Source organism: Pseudoxanthomonas sp. (assembly GCF_035999195.1).
Classification (GTDB): domain Bacteria; phylum Pseudomonadota; class Gammaproteobacteria; order Xanthomonadales; family Xanthomonadaceae; genus Pseudoxanthomonas_A.
Window position 1 is genome coordinate 2,132,174 of record NZ_DASYGY010000009.1, and the last position, 13,257, is coordinate 2,145,430.

Annotated in this window: 13 protein-coding genes; 2 read left to right on the forward strand and 11 right to left on the reverse strand. The window is 69.7% G+C overall.

The features are described 5' to 3' along the window. Positions 1 to 5 precede the first annotated feature (5 nt). Together VGN58_RS16920 and glnA are read right to left on the reverse strand one after the other, a co-directional pair. Positions 6 to 344 carry a P-II family nitrogen regulator gene (locus VGN58_RS16920; RefSeq protein ID WP_055941078.1) on the reverse strand — a complete coding sequence of 113 codons (339 nt, stop codon included), beginning with the start codon at positions 342 to 344 and terminating at the stop codon, positions 6 to 8. Between the two features lie 431 nt (positions 345 to 775). Beyond that, complete coding sequence (glnA, locus tag VGN58_RS16925) at positions 776 to 2,185, reverse strand: type I glutamate--ammonia ligase (protein WP_327484337.1); 1,410 nt, start codon at positions 2,183 to 2,185, stop codon at positions 776 to 778. A gap of 213 nt (positions 2,186 to 2,398) precedes the next feature. On the opposite strand from glnA, the gene VGN58_RS16930 reads away from it, so the two are divergent. Together VGN58_RS16930 and VGN58_RS16935 are read left to right on the forward strand one after the other, a co-directional pair. Then, complete coding sequence (locus VGN58_RS16930; protein WP_327484338.1) at positions 2,399 to 3,196, forward strand: undecaprenyl-diphosphate phosphatase; 798 nt, start codon at positions 2,399 to 2,401, stop codon at positions 3,194 to 3,196. Positions 3,197 to 3,428: 232 nt separating this feature from the next. Beyond that, a complete protein-coding gene (locus VGN58_RS16935) occupies positions 3,429 to 4,250 on the forward strand; it encodes an META and DUF4377 domain-containing protein (RefSeq protein ID WP_327484339.1) in 822 nt (273 codons plus the stop codon). A 43-nt stretch (positions 4,251 to 4,293) separates the two neighbouring features. Here the strand turns inward: VGN58_RS16935 and VGN58_RS16940 are convergent, their stop codons facing one another. From VGN58_RS16940 to VGN58_RS16980, 9 genes are all read right to left on the reverse strand, one after another. Next, positions 4,294 to 4,902 (reverse strand): YbhB/YbcL family Raf kinase inhibitor-like protein, encoded by a 609-nt coding sequence (locus VGN58_RS16940; RefSeq protein WP_327484340.1) that lies wholly within the window; start codon positions 4,900 to 4,902, stop codon positions 4,294 to 4,296. Between the two features lie 25 nt (positions 4,903 to 4,927). Then, positions 4,928 to 6,994 carry a tetratricopeptide repeat protein gene (locus VGN58_RS16945; protein WP_327484341.1) on the reverse strand — a complete coding sequence of 689 codons (2,067 nt, stop codon included), beginning with the start codon at positions 6,992 to 6,994 and terminating at the stop codon, positions 4,928 to 4,930. A 50-nt stretch (positions 6,995 to 7,044) separates the two neighbouring features. Then, entirely contained in the window at positions 7,045 to 8,034 is a 990-nt protein-coding gene (locus VGN58_RS16950) for a YheT family hydrolase (protein WP_327484688.1), read from the reverse strand. A 91-nt stretch (positions 8,035 to 8,125) separates the two neighbouring features. Continuing rightward, positions 8,126 to 8,923 carry a lysophospholipid acyltransferase family protein gene (locus VGN58_RS16955; RefSeq protein ID WP_327484342.1) on the reverse strand — a complete coding sequence of 266 codons (798 nt, stop codon included), beginning with the start codon at positions 8,921 to 8,923 and terminating at the stop codon, positions 8,126 to 8,128. Between the two features lie 115 nt (positions 8,924 to 9,038). Next, a complete protein-coding gene (locus tag VGN58_RS16960; protein ID WP_327484343.1) occupies positions 9,039 to 9,461 on the reverse strand; it encodes a hotdog fold thioesterase in 423 nt (140 codons plus the stop codon). 97 nt (positions 9,462 to 9,558) lie between these two features. After that, positions 9,559 to 11,532 carry a phospholipase D family protein gene (locus VGN58_RS16965; RefSeq protein ID WP_327484344.1) on the reverse strand — a complete coding sequence of 658 codons (1,974 nt, stop codon included), beginning with the start codon at positions 11,530 to 11,532 and terminating at the stop codon, positions 9,559 to 9,561. Further along, complete coding sequence (locus VGN58_RS16970; RefSeq protein ID WP_327484345.1) at positions 11,529 to 12,113, reverse strand: YceI family protein; 585 nt, start codon at positions 12,111 to 12,113, stop codon at positions 11,529 to 11,531. Before VGN58_RS16970 ends, VGN58_RS16965 begins: the two co-directional genes overlap by 4 nt. Next, positions 12,110 to 12,586: a histidine phosphatase family protein gene (locus VGN58_RS16975; protein WP_327484346.1), complete on the reverse strand. Its 477-nt coding sequence runs from the start codon at positions 12,584 to 12,586 to the stop codon at positions 12,110 to 12,112. The genes VGN58_RS16970 and VGN58_RS16975 overlap by 4 nt, the downstream gene beginning before the upstream one ends. A gap of 21 nt (positions 12,587 to 12,607) precedes the next feature. Continuing rightward, on the reverse strand, positions 12,608 to 13,240 hold the full coding sequence (locus VGN58_RS16980; protein ID WP_327484347.1) for a ParA family protein: 633 nt from the start codon (positions 13,238 to 13,240) through the stop codon (positions 12,608 to 12,610). Positions 13,241 to 13,257: the final 17 nt, after the last annotated feature.

The following is a 13,257-nucleotide window of genomic DNA, read 5'->3' on the forward strand; positions in this document are numbered from 1 at the left end:
GAGTGTTAGAGCGCGTCCGCGCCGACTTCGCCGGTGCGGATGCGGATGACCTGGTCGATGGTGGTGACGAAGATCTTGCCGTCGCCGATCTTGCCGGTGCCGGCGGCCTGCTGGATGGCCTCGATGACGGCCTCCAGTCGCTCGTCGGTCACGACGGTCTCGATCTTGATCTTGGGCAGGAAATCGACGACGTACTCGGCGCCGCGATACAGCTCGGTGTGGCCCTTCTGCCGGCCGAAGCCTTTCACTTCGGTCACGGTGATGCCGGACACGCCCGCCTGCGACAAGGACTCTCGGACCTCGTCGAGCTTGAACGGCCGGATGATGGCGGTGATCAGTTTCATGCGCATACCCCGATGGTGGATGGAACCGGCCGGCCGGAGCCGGCCGGCGGTTTCAGGTCACCGGTGCGCGCAACCCCCTGGTCGCGAGCACGTGATCGGTGCGGAGCGATGCATGAACCGCATCCGTGCCCGCCGCGGTCGTCTGCGGCGGGAACGGATGACGTGGGAGGGAGCTGCGGTTCATGGACCTCTCCTGTGTTTCCCCGGTACAGCGTTGGTGCGATCTCCGTGAATCGAAGACGGGTGGTGCCCCGGTTCCCCAACCGGTCGAACGCATCGCAGGACGATGCGCCCAATAAGGTGCGGCGATGGCGACGGGTGGGAGGGGAGATCCGTCGCCATCGCCGCGAGAACTCAGTGCGCTGCCGCTGCGGTGCGGAGGGCCGGTGCGGGGCCCTCCGCGTGCATGGCGATGTGCGCGTACGCCGGCATCAGTTGGCGTAATACAGCTGGTATTCCAGCGGGTGCGTGGCCGCGCGGAACTTGGTCACTTCCTGCATCTTCAGCGCGATGTAGGCATCGATGAAGTCGTCGGTCATCACGCCGCCGGCCTTGAGGAAGTCGCGGTCCTTGTCCAGCGCCTCCAGGGCCTGGTCCAGGCTGGAGCAGACCTGCGGGATGTTCTTCTCTTCTTCCGGCGGCAGGTCGTACAGGTCCTTGTCGCTCGGAGCGCCCGGATCGATCTGGTTCTTGATGCCGTCCAGGCCGGCCATCATCAGCGCGGTGAAGGTCAGGTAGCCGGACTGCAGCGGATCGGGGAAGCGCATCTCGATGCGGCGCGCCTTCGGATTGGCCACCCACGGAATGCGGCACGACGCGGACCGGTTGCGCGCCGAGTAGGCCAGCATCACCGGGGCCTCGAAGCCCGGCACCAGGCGCTTGTAGCTGTTGGTGCCCGAGTTGGAGAAGGCGTTGATGGCGCGGGCGTGCTTGAAGATGCCGCCGATGTACCACAGCGCCAGCTGCGACAGGCCGCCGTAGCCGTCGCCGGAGAACAGGTTCTGGCCGCCCTTGGCCAGCGACTGGTGCACGTGCATGCCGCTGCCGTTGTCGCCGACGATCGGCTTGGGCATGAAGGTCGCGGTCTTGCCGTTGCGGTGGGCGACGTTGCGCACCACGTACTTCATGCGCTGCAGTTCGTCGGCCTTCTTGACCAGCGTGTTGAACTTGGCGCCGATCTCGCACTGGCCGGCGGTGGCGACTTCATGGTGGTGCACTTCGACCTCGATGCCGACCTGTTCCAGCGTCTTGCACATCTCGGCGCGCAGGTCGTGCAGCGAATCGGTCGGCGGCACCGGGAAGTAGCCGCCCTTGATGCCCGGACGGTAGCCGCTGTTGGCGCCGTCGTAGCTCTTGCCGCTGTTCCAAGCGCCTTCCTCGGAATTGACCTTGAAGAAGGTGTTGCCCATCTCGTTGGCGAACTGCACCGAGTCGAAGATGAAGAACTCCGGCTCCGGGCCGAAGAACGCCAGGTCGGCCACGCCGCTGGACTTCAGGTAGGCCTCGGCGCGCTTGGCGATGCCGCGCGGGTCGCGCGTGTAGCCCTGCATGGTGGCCGGGTCGAGGATGTCGCAGACCAGCACCAGCGTCGGATCGGCGTAGAACGGATCAAGGTAGGCGGTGCTCGGGTCGGGCAGCAGCACCATGTCGGATTCGTTGATGCCCTTCCAGCCCGAGATCGACGAGCCGTCGAACATCTTGCCATCCTCGAACAGCGACGCATCGACGATGCTGGCGGGGAAGGTGACGTGCTGTTCGATGCCGCGCATGTCGACGAAGCGCAGGTCCACGAACTCGACCTTGTGCTCCTTGATCAGCTTCTCAACGTTGTCCAGGGACATCTTGGGAACCTCGGGTTGGATAAGTGTGTGACGGGTTAGAGCAATCGCCGTGCCAACCTTCTGGGCGACGTAAATGATTGATCCGTAAAGGTGCCATTGACACGATCATCACTCTTTATCCCCGTTCTGGTGCGACATTTCATCACTGGGCACCAAAGCGGGGCATGGCGGTTTCCACTATTCTTTGCCGCCGCCCCTCTGTCCGCGCCCCCGATGACCGACCTGCTCGCCGCGCTGCTGCTCGGCATCCTCGAAGGCCTGACCGAGTTCCTGCCGGTCTCCAGCACCGGCCACCTGCTGATCGCCCAGCACTGGCTGGGCGAGCGCTCGGACTTCTTCAACATCGTCATCCAGGCCGGCGCCATCCTCGCGACCACGCTGGTGTTCCGCCGCCGCATCTGGGAGCTGACGACCGGTTGCTGGCGCGATGCCGAGGCCCGCGACTATTCGCTGAAGCTGGCGACCGCCTTCCTGGTGACCGCCGTGGTCGGCCTGCCGGTGCGCCTGGCCGGCTGGGAACTGCCGGAGACGGTCACGCCGGTCGCGTGGGCGCTGATCATCGGCGGCGTGTGGATGCTGGTGGCCGAGCATTTCGCCGAGAAGCGCGGCGACGTGGCCACCATCACCTGGAAGGTGGCGGTGCTGGTCGGCCTGGCACAGGTGGTGGCGGGCGTGTTCCCCGGCACCTCGCGCTCGGCCGCCGCGATCTTCATGGCGATGCTGGCCGGCACCAGCCGGCGCTCGTCGGCGGCGGAGTTCGTGTTCCTGGTGGGCATTCCCACCATGTTCGCGGCCAGCGGCTACGCCTTCCTGGAACTGGTAAAGGACGACGCCCTGGGCAGCGAGAACTGGGGTGAAGTGGCGCTGGCCTTCGCCGCCGCCACCGCCACCGGCTTCGTGGTGGTGAAGTGGCTGCTCGGCTTCATCAAGGCGCACCGCTTCACCGGCTTCGCGATCTACCGCATCGTGCTGGGCGCGCTGCTGCTGTTGCTGATGCCGGTGGGCAGCTGAGCCGCCGCGCTCCCTGCTCCCTGTAGGAGCGACGTCAGTCGCGACCGCACAGCCACCGTTTGCGTGGAAGGCCGGTGGTTCTCCTTCCGGGCGCGCTCCTGTTCCTGCAGGGAGCGCCGCCATCGGGGCGCGGTCGCGACTGACGTCGCTCCCACGACAAGCGCGATGCTGGACCTTCACCCCGTTCCAACCCGCCGCGCGTTTGCATACCGCCACCCTGACGGAGAACGCCATGAAACGACTGCTGCTGCTCGCCCTGCCGCTGGCGCTGGCCGGCTGCCCCAAGCCGGCGGAACAGGCCGATGCGCCTGCACCCGTCGCGGCCACGGCACCGCAAACGCCCGAGACCGCGTCTGCGGACCTCTCCACGCTGCTCCCGCAGTACCACTGGCAGCTCACGGACGCGACCGACGCGCAGGGCAACCGCATCGATGCCCTGTTCGCGCGCGCCGACAAGCCGCTGCAGCTGGACTTCAAGGACGGTCGCCTGGGCGTGGCCAATACCTGCAACCGGATGGGTGGCACCTACACCCTGTCGGACGCCAGCCTGACCCTCGGCCGCCTGACGTCCACGATGATGGCCTGCACCGACACCGCCCTGATGGCGCTGGACCAGGAAGCCGGCAAGCGGCTGGAAGGCACGCTGAAACTCGCCGCCAGCCAGGACGGCGTCGCCCGGCTCACGCTGACCACCGCGACCGGCGACCGGCTGCTGTTCGCCGGCCAACCGACCGCCGAGACGCGCTACGGCGGCCCCGGCGAACGCGTGTTCCTCGAAGTCGCCGCCGACACCACGCCCTGCAGCCACCCGCTGATCCCCGACAAGCGATGCCTGCAGGTGCGAGAGATCACGTACGACGACAAGGGACTGAAGATCGGCACGCCGGGCGAGTTCCAGCCCTTCCACGACAGCATCGAGGGCTACACGCACGAGCCCGGCATCCGCAACGTGCTGCGCGTGGACCGCTACACGGTGAAGAACCCGCCGGCCGACGCGTCGCCGCAGGCGTACGTGCTGGACATGGTGGTGGAGTCGGAGCGCGTGACCCCCTGATGTCGACTGGCACCGGGCGCACCACGTGCCCGGTGCCCTCGCATCAAGCGTTGGCGTTCAGCGTGTAGGTCCCGTACACCAGCGCCTCGGCCAGCACGTGCCCCTGCATCGCGCGCTCCACGTCGGCGGCGGTGAAGCGCGCCGGCAGGTCGAGCGTGGCGACGTCCAGCGCGAACAGGCGGAAGAAGTAGCGGTGCACGCGCAGGTCGTTGAACGGCGGATACGGGCCGTCGTAGCCGTAGTACTCGCCGCCCATCTGCGCGTCGCCGGCGAACCAGCCGGTGTAGCCGTTCAGTCCCTGGCGCGCGCCGGCCGGCCCGGCCGGCTGCTGCTTGCCCTTGGCGGTGACGCCATCGCTGCAGCTGCCGGCGGCGATCTCGCGCACGTCCGGCGCGATGTCGGCCATCGCCCAGTGGATGAAGTGCGCGCGCGGCTGTTCGACCGGGATCTGCAGGTCGTCGCGGCCGACCGTGTCCGGCACGGTCGGCGCATCGGGATCGATGCACAGCAGGGCGAAGGACTTCGTCCCGTCCGGCACCTCATCCCACGCCAGGTGCGGGTTGCGGTTGGCGGCGAAGCCGTCGGGCTGGCCCATCGCGAACTCGGCCGGGATGGGCTTGGTGTGCTCGAAACTGTCACTCCACAGGCGCATGCGTTCTCTCCTTCGACAGGGGGGATCAGGTGGCCGGATAGCCCAGGCGCACGGCCACCGGCGTCAGCGCGGCGAACGGACCGGCCAGTGCCTGTGCGTAGTGGCGCCAGTGGCCTTCGGGGAAGCGGCGCGCGCCGGACGAGGGCGGCACCGGCAACCGCGCGCCAAGCGCGTCGCCGAGGGCGGCGGCCACGGCGCCGGCATCGTCCTTGATGGCGTCCATCCGGATCAGGCTGTGCGAATACAGGTCCTGCTCGTGCAGGGTCGCGATCTGCTCGAACAGGCCGGCCAGCCATTCGGCGCCCTCCTGCAGTCCGTCCAGCGCCAGCGGCGCGGGGCAGCCGAACGCCAGCCAGTCGAGGAACGCGTCGCGCGGATCGCGCACGGCGAGCAGCAGATGGCCCTGCGGCAACTGCGGACGCAGTGCCATCAGGAACGCGTTGTCCCACACCAGCAGCCAGTCGACCACGCGCCCTTCGTTCACGCCGCGCGCGGGCAGCGCCTCGCGCCAGCCACCGATGAAGCTTTCGGCGGACATCTCGCCCGACTGCAGTGCCGCCGCCGAGAAGACGTTCTGGAAGCCGTCGTTCGGCGGCTGCGGAAGGTAGCGGTCACCGCGGAACTCGTCGGTGATGTAGCCGAGCACGCCGGCGAGCGATTCGACCACGGTGCCCGGCGCGCCCCACAGCAGGAACGGACGCACGGCAGGACCGTCCGGCATTACCGCGCGCTCGGGCCAGGCAGGCGGGGCCTCGGTACGAGCCCACAGCGGCAGGCGCGACGGTGCCGCTTCCCGCGCCAGCGCCGCCCACGTGTCGACCGCATCGGCATAGCGGCCTGCCCGGTCGCGCACGAACGCCTGCCAGCTGCGCAGGCCGCGCCGCTGGTCGGGATCGTCCGCCTTGTTCGCCAGCTCGCCGACATGGGCGATCGCCGCCATCGGATCGCGGCGCAGCAGGCCTTCGACGATGCGCCGTTCCCCGCTGGCGCGGCCCGGATCCAGTTCCACGATGCGGCGCGCGACGGCTTCGGCGGCCTCCTCGTCGTCGGCCGCGTCCAGCACCGACATCTGCGCTTCCAGCGCGGGCACGTGCTGCGGCATCGCCGCCACCCAGCGCTCGACCACCGCACGCGCCTCGGCGCTGCCCACGGCCTCGAACAGCAGGCGCGCCAGCCACAGGTAGTGCACGTCGGTGGCGGTGGCCAGCGCGGCATCGAGCGTGTTGCGCGCGTCGTCCTGCGCGCCCAGGCGGCGCCAGGCTTCGATGATCGCCAGCACGGTGTCGCGGTCGCGCGGCTGGCCTGCGAGGGCAATGCGCAACGCAGCGAGGGCTTCCTCGTTCTGGCCGGCGGCCAGGCGCAGGTGGCCGATGTAGCGGTGCAGGGCCGGTGCGTTGTTGATCGCCACCAGCGGCACCAGCTCATCGGCCGCATCGGCGGGGCGTCCCTGCCGGCGGATCAGGTCGGCGATCAGGCTGCGCAGATTGTCCGACCCGGGCACCTTCTCGATCACGCCGCGGAAGGCCTGTTCGGCGAACGCCCAGTGGCCCAGCGCCATGTGGATGAAGCCCAGCGCGTAGCGCAGCTGCACATCGTCCGGTGCGCGCTGCAGGGCCGCCGAGACGATCTTCAGCGCATCGTCGGCCTTGCCCCGGCGCAGGGTGACCATGCCGTCGATGGCGGCCAGCTGCGGATGGTCCGGCGCCACGCGGCCGGCCAGGCGGCTGAGCCGCTCGGCCTCGTCCAGGTCGCCGCGACCCAGCGCCAGCTGGCCCTGGATCACGTACGCGGTGAACTGGTTGGGGTCCAGCACCGTCGCCTGGCTCAGCGCGGCCTGCGCGTCCTCGTGGCGGCGGCTGCCCACCAGTACGCCGGCGCGGGCCAGGTGCAGGTCGGCGTTGTCCGGCGCCAGCGCGATGGCGCGGTCGATGGATGCCAGCGCGGCATCGGGCTGGCCGCCCTGCATCTGCGCGGTGGACAGCCAGCGCAGCGCCTGCGCGTCGTCGGGGCGTTCGGCCACCAGAGCCTCGGCGGCGGTCAGGGCCTCGGCCACGGCGCCACGGCGCAGGGCGTCCAGAATCGGGTCGTACATTGCGGTTACCAGCGTTCGGTCAAACGCCGATTGTAGCGGGGCTTCCCGGCTCAGGCGGCGCTGCCGGCCAGCCGCTCGGCCACCCAGCGCTCGGCGTAGCCGTCGCCGGCGGCGTTCTCAATGAAGGCGCAGTGGCCGCCCCACGGCGCGATCTCCAGCGTGGCCTGGGCCGGCAGCACCCAGTCGCGGAACGTGTCGAAGGGAATGACCGGGTCGTCTTCCGCCATCAGGATGTGCGCTGGCACCGTCAGGCCCGCCAGCCGGTCACCCGAGATCGCATAGCCGTCGAAGTAAGCATCCAGCGTGCCGAACGCGGTGTGCCGCTGCACCAGCCAGTCGGTCAGCGCGCGGATGTCCAGCGCCAGCACGGTGTCGTCGAAATCGTGCCGCTGCGGGAACAGGCTGCGCTTGCGCTCCAGCGAACGGCGCCACTTGCGCGAGAAGTACCAGTCGTACAGCGGCAGGCCGCGCTCGATGCGGTCCATGGTGATGGCCGGGTCCAGCAGTGGGCAGACCGCCGCCACGTGCGCCAGCGCCAGCCCGGCCTCCGGCGCGCGCAGCGCCAGCCGCAGCGCGAAGTTGCCGCCCAGCGAGTAGCCCGCCACCCGCATCGGCGCCCCGCCGGCGAACCGCCGCGACACATCGAGCGCGGCGTGCACCACTTCGTCCAGCCGGTTGGAGTGGAACAGGTCCTCGTTGAGGTGGTGGGTATCGCCGTGGTCGCGGAAGTTCAGCCGGAACACGTCGAAGCCGCGCGCCAGCAGCTGCGCGGCGGTCAGCCGCATGTAGTTGGAATCGGCGCTGCCTTCCCAGCCGTGCAGCAGCAGCACCAGTCCCTGCGCCTCGCGGCCGGGCACCTGGCTGTGGAAGCCCTGCAGGCGCACGCCGTCGCCGCCGTCCACGATGTGCTCCAGCGTCACCGCGCCACTGCCGGCCAACGCGCGCAAGGCACGCCGGCGGCGCAGCGCACTGGACCCCAGCACCGATTGCAGGTGGGGGTTGCGAAGCCAGCGCGGCGGTCGGAAATCGGCGGCAGTGATCATGGGGTCATCGCGGCAGCGTCGGCACGAGGGTGGCACCCACGGACCGAGTATTCCCTCCAATACGTCGCAGGACCGTCAAGCCGGCCGCTCAGGCGTCCGCCATCGCCTGCACGATCCGCTCGCGCGACAGCTCGGCGATGCGCCGGCGGCCTTCGACATCGGCCACGCGGATCGGTTCCAGGAAGCAGATGTCGGCCGCGCGCGCCGGCTCCCCCAGCAGGCGCACGAAGTTGGCGAAGAAGCTCTCCTTCGGCCCGAACGCCACCACCGGTTGCGCGCTGCCCCTGGCGCCGTAGCGCAGCGCCACCGGCTGCACCGGCACGCCGGCCTCGACCGCGGCCAGGAAGATGCGCGCATGGAACGGACCGACCGCGTGGCCGTCGCGGGTGCGGCCTTCGGGGAACACGCCGACCGAGCGGCCCTCGCGCAGGCGGCGCATCATCGCCTGCAGCACGCCGCCCAGCGACTCCTGGCTGCCGCGCTGGTGGAAGATGGTCTGCCCCTGGGCCGCCAGCCAGCCGACGACGGGCCAGCCGCGGATCTCCTGCTTGGCCACGAAACCCATCATGCGCTGGCTGTGCAGCGCCTCGATGTCGATCCAGCTGACGTGGTTGGCCACGAACATCGTGGCGCCCGGCAGCGGCGTGCCGACGCGGCGCAGGCGGAACCCGAAGATCCGCATCAACCCCCCGGACCAGTGCCGCACCGCCACGTCGCCCAGGCTTTCCTCGCCCACGCGGATCCACACCAGCAGCGGCGACAGGCACAGCAGGGTGATCGGCAGGAAGATCAGCAGGTGGATGAGCAGCAACGGCACGCGGTACGCGTAGCGGAACACCCGCGCCACGCCGCTGCCGCCAGCAACATGAACAGGGGGCGGCGTCATGCCGTCACGATAGCAGGAGTGAGGGGGTGAAGGGCAGGCGTGAGTGAAGAGGAGTGAGGCGTGAGGAGAGCCACCGCCTTTGCCTTCGCTCACTCCTCACTCCTCTCCGCTCCCACTAGCTCCGCGGCACGACCGCCAGCGTCAGCCGCGACACGCAGACCAGCTTGCCGTCGTCGTTCTCGATGCGGATCTCCCAGAGCTGCGTGCTGCGGCCCACGTGCAGCGCGCGCGCCGTGCCGGTGACCACCCCGCCGCGCATCGCACGCACATGGTTGGCGTTGATCTCCAGGCCCACGACCATCTCCTTTTCGATGTCCACGCACAGGTTGCCGGCCACGCTGCCCAGCGTTTCGGCCAGCGCCACCGACGCGCCACCATGCAGGATCCCGTACGGCTGCACGGTGCGCGCATCCACCGGCATGGTCCCGCGCAGCCAGTCGTCGCCGGCTTCAGTCATGACGATGCCCAGGTGGGACACCAGCGTGCCGGCCGCATGGGCGTTGACGGCGGCGAGATCGACGGGAGCGCGGAAGGCCATGGCGGTTCTCTGGAGGAGTGAGGGGAGAGAAGTGAGAAGTGAGGGGGCAGGAGCGCGAGCGTTACTCACTCCTCACTCCTCTCCCCTCACTACTGCCTTACAGAATCGGTACCAGGCCCGCACCGAACGCCGTCAGCACGCGCGTGTACAACCACTTCGCGCCGACATTGACCTCCGGGAAGTCGCCCACCGCCACGTAGCAGCGGTGGAAGGCCGGGTCTTTCGGCGTGACCGGCAGCGGACAGTCGGGGCCGGGCTGGAACTCGTAGCTGGTGGCATAACGCCAGGGCCAGATGTCGAAGATCGGCAGCGCCTCGGACACCTTGCCCAGGCTGTAGTCCAGGCCGGAGAACACCGGTGGCTTGGCGCGCGGGGCGATCACCCACGCGTTCTCGGGCGACATGTCACGGCGGATGCTGCCCGCCAGCGCCTGCGCGAACACCGGGTCCTCGATGACCACCGCCGCCTCGGTGTTGTAGTTCTCCGAACGCGGGTCGAAGTTGTGCGTGCCGATCACCGCGACGCGACCGTCGATCACCATCGACTTCGCATGCAGGCCCATGCGCACGCCGGCGCGCTTCAGCGGCAACGGTTCGGCGGCCGCGCCGCTGCTGAAGAACGACGGACGCGACTCGGTACGCTGCAACCGGCGCGTGGTCTCGCCGCCCGCCTCGGACGCGCTACCGGACGAAGGCCCGATCGAGCCCGACGGGCCGCGGATACCACCACTGCCGCCGCGCCCGCCCTCGTCCGGCGACGCCACCGGTGGGCCGTCCGGCATCAGCGCGGCGTAGTCCACCGGCGCGTCTTCGGGGAACGGCTTGTATTCGTGGATCCGGAAGCCGAACTCGCGCAGGTAGCGGCGCTTGTACTTGAACGACATCGAATAGACGATCGGGTTGTCGGTGGCGGCCAGGCTGTTGGTCGACACGATCACCTGCGGTGGCGGCTGGCGCTGGCGCATCTCGCGGAACATCGTCTGCGCCTGCTTAGACATCACCAGGTACGGCGTCTGCAACAGCACTTCGTCGCGCGCGCTGCGGATCAGCGCCTCCAGTTCGGGCGCCGCCGGCGCATCGTCGTCGCGCCGCTCGCGCCGGTGCTTCTGCGGCAGGTCGGCGATGTAGCGCACGGCGCCCACCGCGAAGGCGGGTTCGACGAAGCGCTCCCGCATCACCGCCGGGTCGCTGGCCTCCACGCGCGCCGCCTCCACCCGCTCCGGCCGCAGGTAGCGCGGCACCGGCATCGCCGGCACGCCGGTCTTCAGCAGCGTGCGGCCGACATCGTTCAGGCGCTCGGCCGGCACGCTGCGGCGGGCATCCCAGAACGCCTGGAAGTTCGCCGCCATCGCCGCCGCTTCCGGGCCGGCGACCAGCACGTCGCGGTCGCGGAAGTTGTACTCCGCATCCCAGTCGAAGTAGTCGTCCTGGTAGTTGCGCCCACCACTGATGCCGATGCGGTCGTCCACCAGCAGCAGCTTGGTATGCATGCGCTGGTTGAAGCGGCGGAAGCAGCACAGCACGCTTCCGGCATAGTCGAAGTAGTTGAGCTTGGCCTTGCCGAAGCTGGGGTTGTAGATGCGGATGGCGAAGTTCTCGTGCGAGCCGGACAGCGCCGCCAGGATCTCCAGGTCGGCGATCGCCGACAGCTGGTCGATCAGCACGCGCACCTGCACGCCGCGACGCGCCGCCGCCAGCAGTTCGTCCAGCACCAGCCGCGCGCTGTCGTCCTTGTCGAAGATGTAGGTCTGCAGGTCGATCCGCTGGCGCGCGCTGCGGATCAGGTTCAGGCGCGCCAGCAGCGCATCCGAGCCCTGGTCCAGGATCACCGCGTAGTGGCGCGGCGCGGCCGGCGTGGACGAGGCCTCGGCCTGGCCGGCCAGGTCGTACAGCGGCGACGGCAGCGCACAGGCATCGGCCTGCGTGCATTCCACCACGGTGGACCGGGCGGACGCGGCGATGGCGGCGGCGCGGTCGCGCTGGCGGTCGGACAGGCTGGCGCAGGCCGTGCCCAGCAGCGCAAGGCAGAGCACCACGCAGCGCGCGGCCAATCTGGGGAACTCGGAATTCACGGGGTCCTGGCGCTCCGGATGCGTGCACGCAGCACGAAGACCACGCGGTCGCTGACGGCCAGCATCCAGTCGTCCATGTCGTAGTCGCTGCGGCGCACCGCGCCCGTGGCCACCACGTCGCAGCCGATCGCGGGCAACGAACACTCCGCCGGCGCCACCTGCAGGCTGCGCGGCCGGCTGATGCCCTTGATGCTCAGGTCGCCCTCCAGGGTGCCGCCGTCGTAGAGCAGCATCGGGTCATAGGGTTTGGAGGTGAAGGTGACCACCGGATAGCGGTCGGCGTCGAAGAACTGCCCGCCCCGCGCCCACTCGCTGTAGCGCGGGTGCCCGTCGATCTCCACCTCGCGCGTGTACATGCGCAGGCGCACCTGCTGGCGGCCGTCGGGCAGGTGCTCCACCGAGCCTTCGTAGCGCGGGAACACGCCGTCCAGCACCTGGCCCCAGCGCGTGCGTAGCTCGAACCCCAGGCGCGTGTGCGCGGGATCGAAATCGTTGCGCCCGTCCGCCAGGGCCGGTGTCGCCAGCAGCGCCCCCAGCCCCAGCACGGCAAACCGCACCATGCCGGGGAAGAACGGCGTCATGGCCACCAGAAAGCGGAAAGCTGCGCCACTCCCGGCTCGATGGCCGCATCCACCGGCAGCGTCAGCACCACCACGCCGGCCGGCGGCATGCCGCGGTATTCGCTGGTCACGCCGGAATACATCAGCGCCGCCAGCTGCTCGAAGCCCGGGTTGTGCCCCACCATCAGCAGGCGCTCGGCTTCGCGGTGCTGGTCGGCCAGATCGGCCAGCGTGCCGGGCGTGGCTTCGTAGATGCGCTCTTCCAGCCGCTGCTCCACGTAGCCCACCGCGCCCAGCACCGCTTCCAGGGTTTCCCGGGCACGGCGTGCGGGCGAGCACAGCACCCGATCCGGCACCAGCCCCTTCTCCAGCAGCCAGCGCGCGGCGGCTTCGGCCTCGGCCAGGCCCTGCGGCGACAACGGACGGTCCAGGTCGGACTGGCCGGTGATGGCCGGTTCGGCATGGGCATGGCGCAGCAGGATCAGTTCACGCATGGGGTACTTTCTCCTCAGGCCTCAGGCCTTCTTGATCCATTTCAGCAACGGTTCCCAGTCGGCCTGGTGCTCCCGCACCTGGGCCGAGCGGTAGTCGAACAGGCTGCGGCCCAGGCCGGCCATGACCACGTAGGCCTGGGTGTCGCGCAGCTGGGTGATGACCGGGTAGGGCCAGGTCTTCAGCATCTCCACCGCCTGCTGCGAGGCGTTGGTCCACGGCTTGCTGCGGTTGACCACCAGCCCGACCGGCAGCTTGCGCTTGTGCACGCGCGGCACCTTGGCCATGGTGTTGAGGAAGCCGACCGTGGCCTCGATGTCCAGCGCCGACGGCAGCACCGGCACCACCACCGCGTCGGCGTGCTCCAGGAAGCTGTCCAGGTCGTCGGCCATCGCGCCGGCCGGGGCATCGATCACCACCCGCTCGGCGTCTTCCGGCAGCCAGGCGCGCCAGGCGCGCTTGCCGCTGGCGTCGATCGGCAGCACCGCCGTCTCCAGTTCGGCCCGGCGCTCGGCCCAGCGGGTCGAGGAATGCTGGGGATCCACGTCCACCAGCACGGTGCGCTTGCCATCCAGTGCGAAGTACGCGGCCAGATTGGTCGCCAGGGTGGTCTTGCCCGCGCCGCCCTTGGAGCTGGCGACCAGAATCGTCTTCATGCGCGCACCTCGTTGCT

Excerpts from the sequence above, each read along its gene's own strand:
- VGN58_RS16945 (WP_327484341.1), bottom strand. The coding sequence starts at position 6,994 with ATGTACGACCCGATTCTGGACGCCCTGCGCCGTGGCGCCGTGGCCGAG.
- VGN58_RS16920 (WP_055941078.1), bottom strand. The coding sequence starts at position 344 with ATGAAACTGATCACCGCCATCATCCGGCCGTTCAAGCTCGACGAGGTC.
- VGN58_RS16930 (WP_327484338.1), top strand. The coding sequence starts at position 2,399 with ATGACCGACCTGCTCGCCGCGCTGCTGCTCGGCATCCTCGAAGGCCTG.
- VGN58_RS16955 (WP_327484342.1), bottom strand. The coding sequence starts at position 8,923 with ATGACGCCGCCCCCTGTTCATGTTGCTGGCGGCAGCGGCGTGGCGCGG.
- VGN58_RS16935 (WP_327484339.1), top strand. The coding sequence starts at position 3,429 with ATGAAACGACTGCTGCTGCTCGCCCTGCCGCTGGCGCTGGCCGGCTGC.
- VGN58_RS16960 (WP_327484343.1), bottom strand. The coding sequence starts at position 9,461 with ATGGCCTTCCGCGCTCCCGTCGATCTCGCCGCCGTCAACGCCCATGCG.
- VGN58_RS16970 (WP_327484345.1), bottom strand. The coding sequence starts at position 12,113 with ATGACGCCGTTCTTCCCCGGCATGGTGCGGTTTGCCGTGCTGGGGCTG.
- VGN58_RS16980 (WP_327484347.1), bottom strand. The coding sequence starts at position 13,240 with ATGAAGACGATTCTGGTCGCCAGCTCCAAGGGCGGCGCGGGCAAGACC.
- VGN58_RS16940 (WP_327484340.1), bottom strand. The coding sequence starts at position 4,902 with ATGCGCCTGTGGAGTGACAGTTTCGAGCACACCAAGCCCATCCCGGCC.
- VGN58_RS16975 (WP_327484346.1), bottom strand. The coding sequence starts at position 12,586 with ATGCGTGAACTGATCCTGCTGCGCCATGCCCATGCCGAACCGGCCATC.
- glnA (WP_327484337.1), bottom strand. The coding sequence starts at position 2,185 with ATGTCCCTGGACAACGTTGAGAAGCTGATCAAGGAGCACAAGGTCGAG.